The sequence below is a fragment of the Oceanispirochaeta sp. M1 genome, assembly GCF_003346715.1.
Taxonomy (GTDB): domain Bacteria; phylum Spirochaetota; class Spirochaetia; order DSM-2461; family DSM-2461; genus Oceanispirochaeta.
Window position 1 is genome coordinate 1 of the sequence record NZ_QQPQ01000036.1, and the last position, 18,380, is coordinate 18,380.

Here is an 18,380-nt window from a genome sequence, read left to right on the forward strand (position 1 = left end):
TTAAACAAATTGTAGCACGATGGGGTCGCTTTGCGGCCCCTTTTTACATTTAAAGACTTTCGAATAATTGTTTTGAAAAAGAAAAGGGCTGTCGCTTTAGTCTAATTAGACTTTTGCAACAGCCCCTAATTCATTTTAAGAGCTGATGTTATTTAAGCGCTGCGAGAGCAGAATTGTAGTCCGGTTCATCCGCAATTTCAGAAACCTGCTGAGTGTAGGAGACTTTTCCTTCAGGATCTACTACGACTACCGCTCTGGATAGAAGACCTGCAAGAGGTCCATCACTAAACTGTACACCATAATCTTTTCCGAAATCAGTATCCCGAAATACAGATGCTGTATACACATCACTCAATCCTTCTGTAGTACAGAAGCGGCCTGCTGCAAAGGGTAGGTCTGCTGAAACACAGAGTACAACTGTATTATTCAGTGATGAGGCATCTTTATTAAACTTTCTTACTGAAGATGCACAGGTGGATGTATCCAGACTTGGGAAGATATTAAGTACAACATTTTTGCCTTTATAGTCTGATAATTTTATTCCTGAAAGATCTGCCTGAACCAGATTAAAATCCTTAGCCACGGTTCCAACCTTAGGTAATTCTCCAACTGTATTTACAGGATTACCATGTAATGTGATATTCGCCATATGTTTCTCCTTAAAATTTAATATTAGTTAATACAAATATAGTAAGGTAAGGCAACGATTAAAAGTAAAATATTTTTTATTTTTATTTCAAAGAGAAATACAGGCAGGTATTGATACAGATCGGGATTCTAAAGTTATTGAGAAGAATGAACTCCGGATATCATTAACTCAATCTCCCTGATTTGCAGTCAACAGAAACAGCTCAAATTTTTCTGACAGATTTTTTCTCATTCTCTATGTTTCACTTAAGGTCTATATGGTCTATATGGTCTATATGGTCTATATGGTCTACGGGAACTAACCGTGCGGCGACTTTAAAGATCAGTATTATCAATGCTGTTAAAGCTGCGGCAATTGAAATATAGACAGGATTATGTCCTTCGACTATTTGATAAAACAGAGTTGAGATGATCCAGGCAACCACCGTCAGATATAGTGCCTGAAGCAGACCGAAGCTGATGCTGATTTCTCTCATGACAGCACTGACTGCAGCAACACAGGGCATATATAACAGGATAAACAGCAGGTAAGCATAAGCTGCTGCAGGTGTAAACTTTGATCTCAGGATTAATAGACCGGTCGAAGCTTCAGAAGCAGGACCGATGCTTTCCAGCTGGCTGTAGAGGGCATTAAGTGTTCCTACCACCGACTCTTTTGCAAATATACCTGTGAATAGACCGACAGTGGCAGGCCAGTTCTCATCTGTTATTCCGATTGATGTGAAAAGGGGAGTCATAAACCGGCCTAACGCTGCCAGGATCGATTCAGCCGTGTTATCAGGATCGAATCCACCGCTTAGGCTCAGGGATGAAAAAATAGACATAATGAAAACGGCGATGATTATTACCTGACCGGCTTTTTTGATAAAGTCCTTAACTCTGGCCCAGGTGTGAAGCAGAATATGTTTTGCTCTTGGTATATGATAGCGCGGAAGTTCCATAATTAGATGAGAAGGTTCTCCTCTGAAGAGAGTTACCTTTATCAGGAGTCCTGAAAGTACGGCTACAAGGATTCCGGTCATATAGAGAGAAAACACAATCAGCCCAGTTTTTGTTGGAAAAAAAGCAGCTGCAAAGAGGGCATAGACCGGGAGTCTTGCGCCGCATGACATCATGGGAACCATAAAAATTGTAATCATACGATCACGCCTGTTATCCAGGGTTCTGGTTGAAAGGATCGCAGGTACTGTACATCCAAATCCTACAATCATGGGGACAAAGGCTTTTCCCGGCAGACCGAGTTTTCCCATAAAGCGGTCCATAACAAAGGCCGCCCTGGCCATATAGCCGGAGTCTTCAAGTAATGAGAGCATCAGGAACATAAAAAATACAAACGGAATAAATGAAATTACCATCTGTATCCCTGCACCTATGCCGTCTGCAATGAAGTATGAAATAATTTCCGGTGCCCCGACGGATGATAAAAGGGAGCTAACTCCGTCAACAAAGATCATTTCGGCAAAGGTATCAAACCAGCCAACGAAAATACTGCCAATCTCGATTGTGACGAAAAATACAAGCATCATCACGGCAAAAAATATGGGGATTCCAAGGATTGGATGCATCACTACAGAATCAACGATATCATTTAAAGGTTTAACCTTTCTAATACGTTTAACAACCTCACGGCTAATACCGTTTACAGCACCATATACATAATCGGCGATGATCATGTCGGGTGTTTCATTCAGAATCTTCTTTACATGCTCGAGCTCTAATTCTATCTCTTCTTTTGTAAGGATTGCGGCATTATATATAGCTGAAGTAACCCAGGGGTCTTCTTCAATAAGTCTGAGTGTCATCCAGCGTGAATCAAGGTTGAGTTCCTGAGCCTTGCTTTCGAGAAGGATTTTCCAGTTACTTATAAGATCTTCTATTTCATTTGGATATTTCAGCTCGACAGTAGATACCGGATGTTCTTCAGAATTAGTTTTGAGAAAATCTTTAAGCCGGGATATATCGTTCTGATTTACTGCACTCACTCCGATCACAGGACACTTTAAATGAGCTGAAAGATGATCAATATCGATACTCAGTCCGCTGCTCTCGGCAAGATCCATCATATTCAATACAACGACTACGGGTACCCTCATTTCAATCAGCTGAGCAGTAAGATACATATTTCTTGATAAGTTTGAAGAATCCAGGATATTGACTATAAGATCAGCCTTTCCACTGAGGATGTAATCTCTTGATACCTGTTCGTCTTCGGAATTGGGAGACAGGGAATAAATGCCCGGGAGATCTACTATGTTGTAGCTTTGATTATTGTATTGATATCGGCCTTCTACGCGTTCTACCGTAACACCCGGCCAGTTTCCAATCTGTTGTTTTGCTCCGGTCAGTAAATTAAAAAGAGAGCTTTTACCGCAATTTGGATTACCTGTAAAAGCAAGAGTAAAATCATTTTTGTTTGACATTGATACGTTTTGCCATCCCTTGGCCAATCATGATCTGGGAGCCTTGTACATTCAGGACCATGGGGCCCATCCTGTTTGCACGAACAACATGAACTATCGCCCCAGGAATCATTCCAAGGTTTACAAGCTTTTGTCTCAAGTGTTTTCCACCAAGTATTGATTCTACAACCGCACTGTTTCCAGGTTCTATTTCAGATAAACTCATCTTATTCACCATCCCCGAATCATATTTTTCGGGATACAAATTAATATTAGTATTTTATAATATACGTTAACAATTGAAACTAAATTAGTCAATGCTAACACAGGGGAGGCAACATTGATTTCAGATAGAAAATTGTGTTGTCATTCTACATCTCAATACTCTGTTGTTCTATATAGTTGTTAGAAAAATATAGAGCAGTTTGAGTTTTTCAAACAAAATCAGGTTATAGTTAGAGTATTATTTTTTTCCCTTTGTGAATGATCCTTCTATAAAGTGAAGAAAAAAGTAAAAAGGGATAACTCCAAAACAGTTTTTCCAAGAGTTGTCAGCAGGTTAAATGAGATCTATTAACGTAGCCGGAAAAGAAATATTTATTGTCCAGTCTCATAACCAGGTACTGGAAGCATGGAGGGACAGCCCCGGTATCAATGTCTTTTCCCTGGATTATCATACCGATACAAAAACAGCATTTCATAATTACTCCTACTGGAGAGCAGACAGTGAAATTAAATCAGGACGCTGCGGTAATCATGAAGAAAGACTGTATGAGCTGACAGAAGAGAAAATCTCTCAGTATCTGGATGGTCAGATAAATATAAATCAGGTAAATGATAACCTGAAGCATGATGAACATCTGGATTTTGCAGTTCGTACTGATATGGTTAATATAGTCTTTGTATTATCGACAAACAGAAATGCTTCAAGTTCCAACCCCAATGTCTATATAGCCGATGGACCGGAAGAATATGGACATCAGAGAATTATAGAATTCTCACCCCAGTGTGTCCCCGGATGCAGTAAAAAGACTCATGGTAATGAGTGCCTTGGTTTGAGGGCGGATTCATCTATTGAAGATTCTTTTCTGCTTGATGCAGTTTCACATGCAGAGTCATTCAAAAGTTCATTCTTTGAGAATTACATCCTTGATATTGACTGTGATTATTTTAATACAGAAAAGAGTCTTCATCCTGAGAATTTTGAAATTTTTAAAAGGATGGTCAGGAATTCCAGAATGATAACGATTGCTTTGGAGCCTGAATGTGTAAAGATCTGCCGCCATGAGGGCAGTGGGCTGACCAGTGAGATAGTATTGAACAGACTTATTTCAATAATTGAAGAGATATCGTAAATTCAGCTCTTTCCGAATTCCGTTTCGCTCAAAGGCTGTGGACGGGCATATAGGTATCCCTGTGAATATTTAATTCCAATCTCCCTGAGGACCCTGTGCTCTTCTTCGGTCTCTACACCTTCGGCAACAATCTGGCTGCCCATGGTTTTACCTATATTCATAAGAGAGCGGCAGATTTCCTGATTCCGTTCATCCAGATTCAGTCCTGTTACAAAGGATCTATCTATCTTCAGAGTATCAAAGGCCATACTGTAGAGTCTGTGAAAAGATGATTCACCAGTACCGAAATCATCAATAGCAAGACGGTAACCCCGTCTGATCAGCTCATCGATAATCTGCCAGAACGATTCTATGGCCGCCGCAGCTGATGACTCGGTTATCTCAAGTTTCAGCCTGTTTTTATCTACAGCATATTGATTGAGAAGATTATCCAGTTTGTCAGGAAAGTCCAGCTCAATAAATTGAATAGGACTGACATTTACAGTTACAAATAAACCGCTATTTTTAAGAGGTCCCGAGATAGCCTTCAGTACTTCCTCAATGGCAAACCATCCTAGTCCGATAATTAAACCGTTCTCCTCTGCCATCGGAATGAATTCTGCCGGTGAGACCGTTGATCCCAGAACAGAGCTCTTCCAGCGCATAAGTGCTTCAAATCCTGCAGGACTGCGGTCTTCGGTTTTTACAATATACTGATAGAGCATGTACAGTTCACTGATAAATCCCGGCTGGCTCATGGCTGCATCCAATACAACATGTCTTGCTTTCTGTTCCTGGACTGAATGGTCAAAGAGCCCCACACGTCCACTGTCTGCTACATCCAGTCCTGCAATGGCAGACTGTGACATCGCCAGTACCTGCTCAAGGCTTTCGGCATCCTTGAAGTATACTAATCCGATCTTTGCCCGGAGTCTGATATCTCTGGAACCCAGGCGCAGTGCAAAGCGAAATTCATTCTGCAGTTTTTCTGCCAGTTTTTGAGAACTTCCTGTCTTCTGGTCATCATAGACAACAAAGAAAGAAAACCCACGAGCCCTATAGAGTCTTGTTTCTAAAGGACAGACACTTTTCAGTCGAGTCGTAAAGGCAAGCAGAGTCTCATCAATTATAGTACTTGATAAGATCAGGGAAAGCTCTTTCATATTATTCAGTGATACCTGTATCAGAGAGCGATTATCATTTCCAGGCTGCAGTGCTTCTTCTTTCTCCATAAATGAGTTGAGATTCTGAAGACCGCTAACTTCATCATAATATGCCTGAAATGTAAGACGTGATTCTGCCTCTTTACGTTTGAAGATTTCCTCTGTCAAGCGTTCATTTTCTGTATTTAGAAGGCGGTTCTCATAATTTCTTTTCAGATATGATGAATTGAAAATAATCAGATATAGCACCGAGGTCCAGAACAGGAAGAAGATAAGGTATTGAAGGGAATGCCGAAAAATAATATTCAGAAATATGGCTTTCCTATCCAGAAATGCATGAATTCTAAATACTCCATTCTCAGTTTCACTGGTCAGTATCTCCGGCTTCTGACCAATCCCTTCAAAGAATGAGGTAATTTCGTTTTCATCGTATACAGCGGTCCTATCTGTAAAAAGACCCGGTTGTTCTCCTTCCATTGCATGTTTTTCAATAGCAGCATTACTTGCATCTGTTTTAGAAAATACAATGCTATTGTCTTTTGTTGTCAGATAAACTCCTGAAAAATCAGAAAAGTTATAATCTGACAGGTAGCCCTGGAGCTGTGGAAGGACAATGTCTACTGTAACAACGCCAGTTTTTTTTCCTTCTTTGGAGAAAGGAATACCGAATGTTATATATGTGTAATCACTGTCAAAAAAGGGCGGTGAAACAGAAATCTCTCCCTCTTTTGCAGCAAGGGATGTCTTATACCATTCTCTATTTTGATAATTGTACTCAGGAGTATTCCAGAAATAAGTGATTTCTTCTTTGTTGTTATTGGAATCAATATGATGAATATATGGTCCAAAGCGCTCGGTTTTTTCATCAAAACTGTATGGCTCATACCAGATTCCAATGCCGTAAACAAGGGCTGAGCGGGATGAGGAAAATGCAAGTTTTAGAGCGGCTTCATGTTCTGCTTTGTCAGGAGCTAATTCTTCTGTGATCTTGACAGTTGTATATATCAGCTGTTCATAGGCAGAAAAACTGGAGTCTATCGTATCGAGCACCTGTTCAATGTAGTTTCTTCGATCATCTATATATTTATCAGTTGCAATTCCGTCTGTTCTGAGGAGGTATGATATTCCCAGAGGGAGGATGAGTAACATAAAGGGGATGAGTACTCGATTATATATGCGGACTGAAGTTCTCATATTATTGAATTATAGTTGAATAACAGGGCATCTGCCATTTCAATGTTTATACTAAAAATACGTTTATTTTATCTAAATATTGAAATGGAGGGGATTCTTTTGATAATCCGGGACCGAACATGGTCAGCTTTGATGCGGCCCAGGAAGAAGCAGATTTGAGAGCAGCAGTTTCATCCATATCAGATGCCAATCCTGCCACCAGTCCTGCCAGGTAGGCATCACCTGCGCCTACAGTACTTTTAACTGTAATCTTTGGTGTCGATACATCATAAATTCCGCTTTTTGAATAAAGACGACTACCGTCTCCACCCATGGAGAGAGCTATCATTCCGACTTTCTCCAGCAGCTTTTCAGCCAGAGCTCCAACAGCTGAGTCTTTATCTTCGGCATCATCGAGTTCCTGATATATTTCTGCCAGTTCTTCAATATTTGGTTTAATAAGATCAGCGGCACCCGATTCTATTACAGCTCTTAATGCTTCTCCGCTTGTATCTACGGCAACAAAGGCTCCTGAACGTTTTGCAATAAGTGCCAGCTCTCCATATATATTTGAGGGTACGCCTGCGGGAATACTTCCAGACATAACTATGTATTCAAAATCGGAAACAATTTTACTGAAAAGATCTATGAACCTAGCGATCTCTTCTTCTGTCAGCATGAATCCAGGAAAGTTTATATCTGTAGTAACAGCATTCTTCGGGTCAACCACTTTAATGCCTTCCCGGGTTGGGCCTTCAACATGCAGAAAGCGGTCTTCCATGGAGTTGACTTTGATATGATTCAGAAAAATATCAATATTGCTTTTACCGAGGAAGCCGGTCAGGCAAACGGGAAAACCTCCCTGTGATAGAGCAGTCCCTACATTGATCCCTTTACCACCCGGATCTCTCCTGCTGGCAGATGCTCTGTTTACCGCATCGATTGCAAAATTATTTACTTCAATTGTGTAATCGATTGCTGGATTAAGGGTGACTGTTAATATCTTTTTCTTCATCATGAGAACACGTTAAGAGATGAAATGCGATCTGTCAAATGACGGATTTTTCTGATCCCGGCAAATCTGAATGGCTATTTACAATCCTATTCCTTTTATACTGTGATCAATGACAAACTCAAGTTCAGAAAAAGTTGATCCGGCACGAGCCATGGATGCAGTTCCTCTCAATGTTGCCGCAAGGCAAAGTGCGTTCATCTCAGCATTTTTATTTAATCCTCTTTCTTTTGCTTCCGGATCATTATTAAAGATATCCGTTAATAATGATTTGTCATATTTATCTGCTTCAACTAACAGCTTTCTTGCATTTTCCGGTAAGTCACCGCCGGCCACTTCTGACTGACAATGCACGAGATAACAACCTTTATGCTGTTCAGATTCACATTGAATGGAGATTATGGATCTCATGTAATTTTTCAAACGCATTTTTAGCGGTTTCCGATTCTCCAATAGAAATTTTGAATGTGATTTAGCCTTGTTTTCAATATAGAAATTTGTTGCTTTGACAAACAGTTCTTCCTTGTTGCCGAAGGTATTGTACATGCTTGGCTTGTTTATCCCCATTCTTTGAGTGAGATCTGATATGGAGGTACCCGCAAAGCCTTTCTGCCAGAAGACATCCATAGCAGCCTTCAGGGCCGTCTCTTCATCAAATTTTTTTTTACGACCACCTGCCATAAGCTTCCTCAATATTTTTATTTATTTATTGTACCTATCGGTATATTTTGTGTCAATCATACCGTTCCGTACATGATATTGCCCGGTCCCTGGAACAGAATATCAAAAAGAAGATTCCTGATATCTACACTATACTGATTCATAGAGAGCTGATCGGAAATGATGAGTAAGAACAGTACGGGCTGAGTCCTGAAGGTGTCGAAAAGTATCAGGACTCTGTTGGTTGAATAATCCAATAGAGATCAGGAGAAGAGCATGTATTTATCAGAAAAATTAAACAATGAGATTAGTCGTCAGAGTAAAAAATATCCTTTTTTTATCACAAAATATTTTAAAAATGAAATTGCCAGAATTTATGATGAAAAGTTCATAGAAAGAGCATTTAAAGTTGGGGATAAAATTTCTGACAGCAAATTCCTAAATAAAAACAATGAAGTCGTAACCCTTTCAGATCAGAGAAAGGGGAGACCAGCTATTCTGAGTTTTTACAGAGGCTCCTGGTGTGCTTTTTGTAATTTGGAACTCCGGTATTATCATCATCTTATTGAGGAGTCTGAAATGGATAGCATAAATATGTTTGCCATTACTCCGGAAGCCCCTGATAGTTCTATAAATACAGATGACCTTCACTTTTCTATTCTCAGTGATGTAAAAAATCAATTTGCTAAGAAATTGAACCTTGTTTACACTCCATCATGGCTGCTTCAACTGATTTACAGGCTTGGTGGAATTAATCTGAAAAAAACGCAGGAAAATAATGAAGCCGAATTACCAATCCCGGCGACCTATGTTATTGATAAAGAGGGTGTGATTACTTTCGCATTTGTAGATCCGGATTATACAAAACGGGCTGAACCATCACTTGTATTGGATGAATATAAGAAACTGCTTTATATCTGATTATAAACATGAATGGTGCCGATCTCCCCTCAGCTGTATAAAAGATAATAAAAACTTAAAAGAGTATGTAATCGTTTTATTTCTTCCGGATTTTATTGTACAATTTTGCTATTCTAAATTGGTGGTTGTATAAATGAAAATTGCCGTAAGGTATTTCAGTAGAACCGGTAATACCGAGAAACTGGCCAGGGCTATTGGTGAGCAGTTAAACATAGATCCGCAGTCTGTGGATATTCCTCTGGAAGATGATGTTGAAATTCTTTTTCTGGGTAGTGCATTATATGCTCTTAATATCGATAAACAGATGAAGGGGTTTATCGAATCTCTAAGAGGCTCCAGTGTTAAAAAGGTCTTTGTTTTCAGCACTACAGCACTGCTGACATCCTCTTACCCCGTGGTTTCAAAAAATCTGCAGCGCAGCGGTATTAAATGCGCTGATGAAGAATTTCATTGCTATGGTGCCTTCGGTGCTTTACATAAAAACCGCCCTGATGCTAATGACCTTAAAGCCATAAAGAAGTTTGCCAATAAAATATTTAAACAGTATAAGGATCAGTAATGCAGATCTTTGGAGATTCTATACAGAATCCAGATGAATCATACAACCAGAAATGCTTCCAGCTTTTTCTATTGCTGGGAGGAGAGATGGAAGCCCGTCTGAATAACGCTGTTACAGATCTGGGACTGACATATCTTCAGAGTCTTATTCTTTATGCAATTAATAGTGGTAGAGATAATAGCATGACAGTTAATCAAATCAGTGAATGTCTTCCTAATAAAGTTAATACTTCACGCTCCATCACACAGTTGATTAAACTCGGCTATGTGATGAAAGAGCGAAGTCAGGAAGATCAGCGCATCGTCTACGTCAATATTACAGATGAGGGACGCAAAGTCAAAAAACTGGCAGAGGATGCTTTGAAGGGGCAGTTAACTGTCAACCTTCCCGAGGACAAGGCCAAAGAGCTTTATGATCTTTTTTTGCTGATGCTGCAGAATTACACCGGGGCTTAATATTCTCAATTTAAGCTCTATCAAAATATAAGTTTTTATTCAGATAAGACCAGGCTCTTGAGATGGAAAATCCCCGGCTGTTTAATCAGTGTTTCAACTTCAGTGACTCTAGTGAATAATTCAGTCAGTTTTTTGTGATTGCTTATTTAGTTTTGACATTGATTCTTTATGTTTTAATATATTCAGGACAACCCTCCCATAGGGAAGGCTGTACTGACTGTTATTTTATCTTTTTTTTCTTTTTGCAGAATACATAGGACTTTTAACAAATTGGGCAACATGTTTCCACTTCTCCCGTTCCAGTCTGGCTGCACTTGTCTCCTGACGGGTCTTCAGGTATTTTAACTCCTTCTGCAGCACCAGATAGTTCTCATAACGCCTGTTCTCAAGTTCTCCAGATGCCAGAGCAGATTGAACTGCACATCCGGGTTCTCCCTGATGACTGCAGTCCCTGAAACGGCAGTTCTGTGCCAGTTTAGTAATATCCTGGAATGTTTCAGCCAGGGAATCTTCATCTGCCCATAACTGGACCTCTTTTAATCCCGGTGTATCGACCATAATTACACCCGAGGGAAGTCTGAACATCTCTTTATGAGTTGTAGTGTGACGACCCCTCAGGTCTCCCTCTCTCTGGGATGTTGTCTTCTGCAGCGATACACCCGCAAGAGAATTGATAATTGTCGACTTACCAACCCCTGATGGACCGGTCAGCCCTATGGTCATTCCCGGTTTCAGGGAAGAAGTCATCTCATTAAGCCCTTCTTCAGTTACAGCGCTGATCATATGTATCTCTACTCCGGGTGCCGCATTCTCTGCAGTAAGCTGAGCAGTTTCCCGTTCGTCCTCAGTACAGAGATCCGCTTTATTTAGAATTATAACCGGGGTAGCACCGCTCTCCCATGCCAGTGTCATATAGCGTTCCAGTCCACCGGATGTAAAATTCCTGCCTCCGTTTATCCCGAAGACAAGATAGATAATATCAATATTCGCTGCCAGAACCTGCTCATCCGTCCTGTCTCCCGCCACCTTTCGGGAGAAACTGCTCCATCTCGGCAGTACATCCTCGATGACAAGTTTATCTTCAGAGGCCCTGCGGTACAGAACCCAGTCTCCGATGGCTGGATAGTCTGCCGGCCCTGCTGCTTTAAACTGGAAAGCACCGGAAACTTCACCTTTAAGATATTCTTCTGATGCGGATGAAGTTTCGGAAGCAACAGTATAGAGATGCCGGACCTCTTTTATGACCCGTCCGGCTTCAAGACCGTCGGTATGACGGTTTTGATATTCTTTTTCAAGAGAGCTGTTCCAGCCCCATGATTCTTTACTCATACGATTTTCTCCAAAGTCTTTTTAGCGGGGAAGGGCAGCATGGTAATAGGTTCAGCTGCCAGTCTGAACAGGATCATTTCGTTATCGTCCCCGGCGATCCTGTTGGTTCTAATGAATCCACAGCTTTGACAGCGGTGAATAATTGCCCACTCTTTTGACGGTTTGACCCATACTGATATGGGCTCCATCAAACCTCTGCATCCGCAGCGGCGATCACCTTTTCTGAGGTCTACATGAAGACTCCAGAGACAATGAGGGCAGTGGTTGCGATGACTCCCGCCTGCTTCAGGGGGAGGAACTGTCATGTCGCAATGACGGCAGATAAATGTGTCTGTGTAATTGTTGTCTCTGTGATTATATCGGGACATACCTTTTCCTTCAGGTTGAAAAACCTGGTGTATGTGGTATGGGATGTCCTGTTCAATTAGAAATTATTAAGATTTTTCCGATGGGAATAAACGGTTGGTACTGAAATTAGAAAATCAGCAGCCGTAAGTCCCCTGAACAGGAACATCTTTGATAACAATAGCTGACATATACGCCTCCTCAGGTAACTTTAAGATGTGCTCAATATAATCCCGGTCTGGAAATCTGTCAACATTAAATTTAGTATTTGCGATAATGTTACCCGGCCAGAGCCATATTTAATAAATATAGAATTTGATTTGTTCTTAAGTTTAGCTGAGATTATAAGATATCTCGCATTATACAGGAAACATGATATGGACCACCTTTTCAGCTCTTTCAGTCTCAATAAAATAACTCTGAGGAACCGTATTGTTATGCCCCCTATGTGTATGTACAGTGCAGATAAAGACGGTATAGCAACGGATTGGCATCGTTTCCACTACAGAACCAGAGCTCAGGGAGGAACAGGACTTATTATTCAGGAGGCCACAGCAGTAGAATCCAGAGGGAGAATTTCTGCCAATGATCTTGGTATCTGGGATGACTCGCAAATACAAGGGTTGAAAAATATTGTTCAAGGAATTGTTTCTGAAGGTGCAGTGCCTGCTATTCAGCTGGCTCATGCAGGCCGTAAGTGCTGTGCAACAGGAGAAGATGTTATTGCTCCATCAGCTTTAAATTTTGATACGAAAGATCCTCTTTATATAACACCCCGTGAAATGAGTCAGGCTGATATTGAATCTGTTATTGAGTCTTTTAAGAATGCTGCTGTAAGGGTGAGAGATGCCGGATATAAAGTTTTAGAACTTCATGGCGCCCATGGATATTTAATAAGTGAATTTCTCTCTCCTCTGACAAATCAAAGAACAGATGCTTATGGCGGATCTCCTGAGAAGAGAGCTGAGTTTCTTAGACAGGTAATCAGAGCTGTCCGTTCGGTGTGGAAAGAGGATAATCCTTTGATTCTCAGAGTATCCGCTGTTGATTATATGGAGGGTGGTAATCAGCCTGAGGATCTTGCCCGGATGATCAACTTAGTAAAATCTGAGGGTGTGGATCTCATCCATGTCAGTTCCGGTGGTGTAGTACCTAATGTGAAGATTCCTGCAGCTCCGGGATTTCAGATTCCCCCTGCAAAAATCATCAAGGCTCAGACGGGACTTCCGGTTGTCGGCGGGGGGCTGATTACTGAATCGGAACATGCTGAGAAGATTATTACCGATGGAGACAGTGATCTTGTCTTTATGGGACGGGAGCTGCTTCGTAATCCTTACTTTCCTCTGCTTAGTGCAAAGGCTGCGGGAGTGGAGCTCTCTTATCGGCCAAGGCAGTATGACAGGGCATAAATGATTTCGGGGAATTGATTCCCCAAAATTATTTTATTTGAGGAAAAAAATCTCAAAGTTTCAGTCTATACTTTACAGGCCAGGTTTAACTTCAAAATAATATCAAATATTTATTTTTATTTTTGAAATTCTCTAAAACTATATCCAGTAATGAGTTGTTGTTTTCTCTATGAAAGTTTTTTCAGCCTTTCAATCTGCTATAATAACTGAGTCCAGGAAGATGGCACAGCCCTTGCAATAGTATGGGAAAATCAAGGAGGACGTTTATGAAACGACTTACAACTTTATTACTTAGTATTCTTTTTCTTTTTGCTTCTCTGCTGCCCCTTACTGCATCAGGTCAGAAAGATGCTGATCCCGGTCAGAAGACTCTGGCGGTATGTTTGCCTGGAAGTGTTGAATTCTTCTCTGTACAGAAAAAAGGTATGGATAAAGCTGCTGCTGAGTTCGGTATTAAACTTATCTATTCAGATGCAGAGTGGGATGCTGCAAAACAGCTCAGTCAGGTAGAGAATTTTGTTGCCAGAGGTGTTGATGCTGTGATGCTTTGTGCTGCTGATAATCAGGCTCTGCTGCCGGCGGTACAACTCTGTAATGAAAATTCTATTCCACTTTTTACCTTTACCAATACTCTTGGTGCTGATCCTAATGGTCAGGTCGATGGAATTGAAACATTTATCGGTATCAATGAAATCTCATTGGGTCATCTGATGGGTGAAATGGCAGAGTCCCTTCTGGGAGATAAGGATGCCAACATTGTACTGATTGAAGGTAATCCCGGTACTGCTCCTCAGAGAATGAGAACAGAAGGTTTTATGGAATATGTTGATAAGCACAGCAATTGGAATGTTGTTTACCAGCAGGCTATACCCGGATGGACTAAGGAAGGTGCTCTGGCTGCAGTTGAAGCAGTTCTTCAGTCTGGAGAAAAAATCGATCTGATCAGTTGTCAGTGGTACAATGCAGCCGCCGCAGCTGCCAAGGCTATTGATGAATCCGGTAAAACAGACAAGATCTATATAACCGGACTGGAATTTTCAAAAGAACTGATTCCTATGATCAATGACGGTAAAGTTGATATGACTTCCAACTACTTTATTGAAGGCGCCGGTTATACCGTAATCGAAACTGCAAATAAATATTTTAACGGAGAGACAATTCCCCTCTTTATCCCTCTTGAGGCATACATAGTTGATATTAATAATGTTGACTCTGTAACTCCTGAGCTCTAAAACAAAATAGTTTTAAAGCAATATAAGAACCAGGGCTGTTAAACGGCCCTGGACAAGGATGGATAAATTATGAACTGGGGAACTCAACTCTACTTGAGTGCTGAAGAAAAAAAAAGATACAGTCTTGATGAGATTGAGAAGAGATTAAAGAGAATACTGCAGAGACCTGAGATGTCCAGGCTTCTTTTCTGGAATACAGAAGATGATCAGTACAGTGAGATAGTTCTGCGACTATGCCGTGAAAGTGGTACAGAGTGCTGGCTCTGGTTTCCTGTGCTTGCGGATACACTTGTATCTACAGATAATGCACAGCCTTCAATAAATCATAAAGGTGAGAGCGGTCTCTGCTCCCCGGGCTCCATGAAGTTGTCAGGTAAGGGGGAGGAAGATTTTTCTTTTACCTGTCCTTCTGACAGAACCTTTGAAAAACTGTCAGAAGAGCATCTGGATGATTTACTGGATCGCTATGATTATGATGGAGTTTTTCTGGACCGTATCCGCTACCCGTCATTTGCCAATGGACTGCCTCTTCTCTATTCCTGTGTCTGCCCTGAGTGCTGCAGCAGGATGAATATTGATCGAGAGGGTATTGCAGGAGAATTCGAATCTCTTTCAGGGGACGATTTCTTACAGCTTTTCTGTGGAGATGAGCCTACAGGTCGTACTGAACAGAGATTTCCATTGATCCATAGATTTGTCAAAGAAAGAATGAGACTCATCACAGAAAAAGTGGAAAGACTGAATAGAATTATCAGAAGCAGAGATAAGGGAATGGCCCTGGATCTGTTTTCACCTGGTCTGGCCAGGGCTGTAGGGCAGGACTATGCTGCCCTTAGCCAGATAGCCGATTGGATCAAACCCATGACTTACGCCATGGCCTGGGGACCTGCAGGAATCCCCCTGGAACTGGATTGTCTGTTTAGAGGCATCCGGGAAACCTTCTCTGATATGGAGGAGGACAAAATTATTAAAACATTGGAAAAAATGATGGGGCATGATTTGAAGCCCTATTGGGATAAAAGAAGTGAAACAGGATTTCCATCCTCTCTGGCATTTTCTGAATGGAAGAGAGCAGAGGAATATTCTGAAAGCTGCAGGTTCTTTCCAGGAATTGAGCTTGTTCACAGTGAGCTTTTTCAGACAAAGGTTCCTGAATCAAGGGCTGCAGAAGCGGTTGACCTGTTCAGTGGTAATGCGGAAATTCTTGCCTGCTGGAACTGTCTTGAAATTCCCGAACTCTATTTTACAATGTTGGATCAAGGATAGAAGATATGCCGGGAAATTTACTCTCTCTGGATAATATAAATAAAAGTTTTTCCGGGGTGAGCGTTCTGCAGAATATCTGCTGGGATGTTCACAAAGGGAAAGTGCATGCTCTACTTGGAGAAAATGGTGCCGGGAAATCCACACTGATTAAAATCATCTCCGGAGTCTACTCCCTGAGTTCCGGTAAGGTTTTTCTTGATGGTGATGAGCTACATTTCACTTCTCCACAGGATGCCGTAAGGGTGGGGATTAATGTGATCTATCAGGAAACTAGCCTGATCCCCACTCTTACTGTATTAGAAAATGTTTTCCTGGGAATTGAACCTATGAAAAATCATGTCTTTGATGTCAGGGATATGGAGGAAAGGTTCAGTACTCTGGTTGAAAAAGTGGGTGTGAATATCGATAGGGATCTCAAGATATCAAGTCTTGGGGTTGCTGAGAAAAAAATTGTTGAAATTATGAAAGCATTGGCTCGAGACAGCCGTTTGATCATTATGGATGAGCCGACTGATTCTTTGTCGGGGAAAGAGGTGGATCTGCTATTTGATGTCATTTCAGACCTTAAGAGCAAAGGAATCACAATAATCTACATCACTCACTTTCTTGATGAAGTTTTTAGAATATCAGATCAGATAACCATTCTAAAGGATGGTTTTCTGGTCTGTGATAAACCTGCAGAGGAGATGGATGTTGAATCCATTGTTTCTCATATGGTAGGTGATTTACTTGAACTTGAGATGGCAACAGAGTTAAACCTGGAAGCCTTCAATGCACCTCGTCTTGAAGTTCGGGATTTAAGACCTGATGATTCTACAAAGCCCAGCAGTTTTAAGCTGTACCCGGGAGAGGTTCTCGGGATTACAGGTGTTGTGGGTGCAGGGAAATCAGAACTGGGGCATGCTCTTTTTGGTGCTTCCAGGAAGGCAGGAGGGGAGGTCCTTCTGGATGGTATTCCCTGCCGTATCCGTTCACCAAAAGATGCTGTATCAGCCGGGATCGGAATGACAACCGAGGATAGAAAGGATACAGGATTACTGCTGGATGATTCGATCAAACACAACCTGACTCTTGCCTCTCTTAAGAAGTTTCTCAGCAAGGGTATTATCCAGACAAAAAGGGAGTTAAAAGAGACGGAGTCCTGTTGTAAAAATCTTGAGGTTAAATCAACAGGGCCTGATCAGTCTCTTCGTTTTCTCAGTGGCGGGAATCAGCAGAAAATTGTAATCGGGAAATGGCTTGCCGCCGATCCGGAGATCCTGATTATGGATGAACCTACAAGAGGTATTGATATAGGGGCCAAACAGGCAGTCTATAAAGTTATTCGAGAGTTGGCAGCCAAGGGGAAATCTGTGATTTTCATATCTTCCGAGGTACCTGAAGTTCATGCTCTCTGCCATCGAATCCTTGTTATGGGACGTGGATATATACAGAAGGAATTTTCCCCCAGGGACTCCATTGAATCCATAATGAAAGCAATGCTCGAAGGAGATGCATAAGCAATGAACTCAAATAAAATATTAGATCAGAAGAACCTGACACAGATAACACAGAAGTACGGAATTATGATTCTGTTTTCTATTCTCAGTATTATAATTTCAATTGTTACACCCAATTTTCTGAATAGTCAGAATATTATCAATATTCTTAGACAGAGCTCTATTATCGGGGTGATGGCTATAGGGACAACCTTTGTCATTATCGGTGGAGGTTTCGATATCTCAGTCGGCAGTGTTCTGGCTCTTTCGGCTGCTATGGCTCTCGGTCTTCAGGCAGAGATGCACTGGATGCTTGCAACAGCTGTTGTACTCCTGGTAGGTATTGCTATTGGATTCTGTAATGGGTTTCTGGCTGCCAAGATTGGTATTGTACCGATTATTGCAACACTTGGTACTCAGACCTTCGTCCGCGGGCTGACTTATATGTATACGGGTGGGTATCCTATTACAGGAGAATCTAAGGGATTCCAGTTTATCGGTTCCGGATATATCGGATCTATACCTTTTCCAATTATCCTTCTGCTTACCATGGTTGCCATCTGGCAGTTTGTTTTAAGTAAGACTCCTTTGGGACGTTATAGCTGTGCAATTGGCGGAAATAAAGAAGCCACAAGGCTCTCAGGGGTAAATGTCGATTTCTACCAGATCATGACCTTTATGATCGGGGGCGGAATGGCTGCTATGGCGGGGATTGTTTATGCAGCACGCCTAAACTCTGCCACACCTCTGGCCGGACAGGGTTATGACCTGGATGCAATTGCCTCAACTGTTATTGGCGGTACCACTGTTTCGGGAGGACAGGGTAGCATCATTGGGACACTGATAGGTGTTCTTCTAATGACTATCTTGAATAATATGTTCAACCTTATGGGTGTACAGGTCTATGTGCAGTATCTTGTAAAAGGGATGATCATTCTGCTGGTTGTCGGAATTGATTCTTATTCTAAAAAGCAGAAGAATTAGATATCAGATATAA

The 18,380-nt window shown here is 41.3% G+C and carries 18 protein-coding genes; 10 read left to right on the forward strand and 8 right to left on the reverse strand.

What is annotated here, in order from left to right; translation table 11 throughout:
- Positions 1-148 precede the first annotated feature (148 nt).
- From tpx to DV872_RS20095, 3 genes are all read right to left on the reverse strand, one after another.
- Positions 149-649, reverse strand: coding sequence for a thiol peroxidase (gene tpx / locus DV872_RS20085; RefSeq protein ID WP_114631756.1), 501 nt, complete (start codon positions 647-649; stop codon positions 149-151).
- Positions 650-890: 241 nt separating this feature from the next.
- Complete coding sequence (feoB, locus tag DV872_RS20090; RefSeq protein WP_114631757.1) at positions 891-3,068, reverse strand: ferrous iron transport protein B; 2,178 nt, start codon at positions 3,066-3,068, stop codon at positions 891-893.
- On the reverse strand, positions 3,052-3,273 hold the full coding sequence (locus tag DV872_RS20095; RefSeq protein ID WP_158547079.1) for a FeoA family protein: 222 nt from the start codon (positions 3,271-3,273) through the stop codon (positions 3,052-3,054). The genes feoB and DV872_RS20095 overlap by 17 nt, the downstream gene beginning before the upstream one ends.
- A gap of 337 nt (positions 3,274-3,610) precedes the next feature.
- Here DV872_RS20095 and DV872_RS20100 point away from each other — a divergent pair, with 337 nt between their 5' ends.
- Entirely contained in the window at positions 3,611-4,402 is a 792-nt protein-coding gene (locus DV872_RS20100) for a hypothetical protein (protein ID WP_114631759.1), read from the forward strand.
- Between the two features lie 2 nt (positions 4,403-4,404).
- Here the strand turns inward: DV872_RS20100 and DV872_RS20105 are convergent, their stop codons facing one another.
- From DV872_RS20105 to DV872_RS20115, 3 genes are all read right to left on the reverse strand, one after another.
- The gene (locus tag DV872_RS20105; RefSeq protein ID WP_114631760.1) at positions 4,405-6,738 is read right to left on the reverse strand and encodes an EAL domain-containing protein; all 2,334 of its coding nucleotides are present in this window, start codon (positions 6,736-6,738) and stop codon (positions 4,405-4,407) included.
- A gap of 46 nt (positions 6,739-6,784) precedes the next feature.
- On the reverse strand, positions 6,785-7,735 hold the full coding sequence (locus DV872_RS20110; protein ID WP_114631761.1) for a 1-phosphofructokinase family hexose kinase: 951 nt from the start codon (positions 7,733-7,735) through the stop codon (positions 6,785-6,787).
- A gap of 75 nt (positions 7,736-7,810) precedes the next feature.
- Entirely contained in the window at positions 7,811-8,356 is a 546-nt protein-coding gene (locus DV872_RS20115) for a TetR/AcrR family transcriptional regulator (protein WP_199563520.1), read from the reverse strand.
- A gap of 101 nt (positions 8,357-8,457) precedes the next feature.
- Between DV872_RS20115 and DV872_RS27140 the strand changes: the two genes are divergently transcribed.
- The 4 genes from DV872_RS27140 (at position 8,458) to DV872_RS20135 (ending at position 10,324) form a co-directional block, all read left to right on the forward strand.
- Positions 8,458-8,580 (forward strand): hypothetical protein, encoded by a 123-nt coding sequence (locus DV872_RS27140; RefSeq protein ID WP_255566876.1) that lies wholly within the window; start codon positions 8,458-8,460, stop codon positions 8,578-8,580.
- Positions 8,581-8,665: 85 nt separating this feature from the next.
- Positions 8,666-9,310, forward strand: coding sequence for a peroxiredoxin-like family protein (locus DV872_RS20125; protein ID WP_114631764.1), 645 nt, complete (start codon positions 8,666-8,668; stop codon positions 9,308-9,310).
- 133 nt (positions 9,311-9,443) lie between these two features.
- Positions 9,444-9,869: a flavodoxin family protein gene (locus DV872_RS20130; protein WP_114631765.1), complete on the forward strand. Its 426-nt coding sequence runs from the start codon at positions 9,444-9,446 to the stop codon at positions 9,867-9,869.
- Entirely contained in the window at positions 9,869-10,324 is a 456-nt protein-coding gene (locus DV872_RS20135) for a MarR family winged helix-turn-helix transcriptional regulator (protein WP_114631766.1), read from the forward strand. The genes DV872_RS20130 and DV872_RS20135 overlap by 1 nt, the downstream gene beginning before the upstream one ends.
- A 225-nt stretch (positions 10,325-10,549) precedes the next feature.
- On the opposite strand, the gene rsgA is transcribed toward DV872_RS20135, so the two are convergent.
- Positions 10,550-11,653 carry a ribosome small subunit-dependent GTPase A gene (rsgA, locus tag DV872_RS20140; protein WP_114631767.1) on the reverse strand — a complete coding sequence of 368 codons (1,104 nt, stop codon included), beginning with the start codon at positions 11,651-11,653 and terminating at the stop codon, positions 10,550-10,552.
- A complete protein-coding gene (locus tag DV872_RS20145) occupies positions 11,650-12,021 on the reverse strand; it encodes an RNHCP domain-containing protein (protein ID WP_114631768.1) in 372 nt (123 codons plus the stop codon). The genes rsgA and DV872_RS20145 overlap by 4 nt, the downstream gene beginning before the upstream one ends.
- 354 nt (positions 12,022-12,375) lie before the next feature.
- Here DV872_RS20145 and namA point away from each other — a divergent pair, with 354 nt between their 5' ends.
- The 5 genes from namA to DV872_RS20170 all read left to right on the forward strand — a co-directional run bounded on the left by namA (position 12,376) and on the right by DV872_RS20170 (position 18,367).
- Positions 12,376-13,407 carry an NADPH dehydrogenase NamA gene (gene namA / locus DV872_RS20150; protein ID WP_114631769.1) on the forward strand — a complete coding sequence of 344 codons (1,032 nt, stop codon included), beginning with the start codon at positions 12,376-12,378 and terminating at the stop codon, positions 13,405-13,407.
- Between the two features lie 266 nt (positions 13,408-13,673).
- The gene (locus DV872_RS20155; RefSeq protein WP_114631770.1) at positions 13,674-14,639 is read left to right on the forward strand and encodes a sugar ABC transporter substrate-binding protein; all 966 of its coding nucleotides are present in this window, start codon (positions 13,674-13,676) and stop codon (positions 14,637-14,639) included.
- 69 nt (positions 14,640-14,708) lie between these two features.
- Positions 14,709-15,905 (forward strand): hypothetical protein, encoded by a 1,197-nt coding sequence (locus DV872_RS20160; RefSeq protein WP_114631771.1) that lies wholly within the window; start codon positions 14,709-14,711, stop codon positions 15,903-15,905.
- Between the two features lie 5 nt (positions 15,906-15,910).
- Positions 15,911-17,404 (forward strand): sugar ABC transporter ATP-binding protein, encoded by a 1,494-nt coding sequence (locus DV872_RS20165; protein WP_114631772.1) that lies wholly within the window; start codon positions 15,911-15,913, stop codon positions 17,402-17,404.
- 3 nt (positions 17,405-17,407) lie between these two features.
- A complete protein-coding gene (locus DV872_RS20170) occupies positions 17,408-18,367 on the forward strand; it encodes an ABC transporter permease (protein ID WP_114631773.1) in 960 nt (319 codons plus the stop codon).
- Positions 18,368-18,380 lie beyond the last annotated feature (13 nt).

What these genes read in the sequence shown, in the direction of transcription:
- DV872_RS20100 (WP_114631759.1), top strand. Translation starts at nt 3,611, where the DNA reads ATGAGATCTATTAACGTAGCCGGAAAAGAAATATTTATTGTCCAGTCT.
- rsgA (WP_114631767.1), bottom strand. Translation starts at nt 11,653, where the DNA reads ATGAGTAAAGAATCATGGGGCTGGAACAGCTCTCTTGAAAAAGAATAT.
- DV872_RS20145 (WP_114631768.1), bottom strand. Translation starts at nt 12,021, where the DNA reads ATGTCCCGATATAATCACAGAGACAACAATTACACAGACACATTTATC.
- DV872_RS20105 (WP_114631760.1), bottom strand. Translation starts at nt 6,738, where the DNA reads ATGAGAACTTCAGTCCGCATATATAATCGAGTACTCATCCCCTTTATG.
- tpx (WP_114631756.1), bottom strand. Translation starts at nt 649, where the DNA reads ATGGCGAATATCACATTACATGGTAATCCTGTAAATACAGTTGGAGAA.
- DV872_RS20160 (WP_114631771.1), top strand. Translation starts at nt 14,709, where the DNA reads ATGAACTGGGGAACTCAACTCTACTTGAGTGCTGAAGAAAAAAAAAGA.
- feoB (WP_114631757.1), bottom strand. Translation starts at nt 3,068, where the DNA reads ATGTCAAACAAAAATGATTTTACTCTTGCTTTTACAGGTAATCCAAAT.
- DV872_RS20125 (WP_114631764.1), top strand. Translation starts at nt 8,666, where the DNA reads ATGTATTTATCAGAAAAATTAAACAATGAGATTAGTCGTCAGAGTAAA.
- DV872_RS20130 (WP_114631765.1), top strand. Translation starts at nt 9,444, where the DNA reads ATGAAAATTGCCGTAAGGTATTTCAGTAGAACCGGTAATACCGAGAAA.
- DV872_RS20115 (WP_199563520.1), bottom strand. Translation starts at nt 8,356, where the DNA reads ATGGATGTCTTCTGGCAGAAAGGCTTTGCGGGTACCTCCATATCAGAT.
- DV872_RS20110 (WP_114631761.1), bottom strand. Translation starts at nt 7,735, where the DNA reads ATGATGAAGAAAAAGATATTAACAGTCACCCTTAATCCAGCAATCGAT.
- DV872_RS20155 (WP_114631770.1), top strand. Translation starts at nt 13,674, where the DNA reads ATGAAACGACTTACAACTTTATTACTTAGTATTCTTTTTCTTTTTGCT.
- DV872_RS20135 (WP_114631766.1), top strand. Translation starts at nt 9,869, where the DNA reads ATGCAGATCTTTGGAGATTCTATACAGAATCCAGATGAATCATACAAC.
- DV872_RS20165 (WP_114631772.1), top strand. Translation starts at nt 15,911, where the DNA reads ATGCCGGGAAATTTACTCTCTCTGGATAATATAAATAAAAGTTTTTCC.
- DV872_RS20095 (WP_158547079.1), bottom strand. Translation starts at nt 3,273, where the DNA reads ATGAGTTTATCTGAAATAGAACCTGGAAACAGTGCGGTTGTAGAATCA.
- DV872_RS20170 (WP_114631773.1), top strand. Translation starts at nt 17,408, where the DNA reads ATGAACTCAAATAAAATATTAGATCAGAAGAACCTGACACAGATAACA.
- namA (WP_114631769.1), top strand. Translation starts at nt 12,376, where the DNA reads ATGGACCACCTTTTCAGCTCTTTCAGTCTCAATAAAATAACTCTGAGG.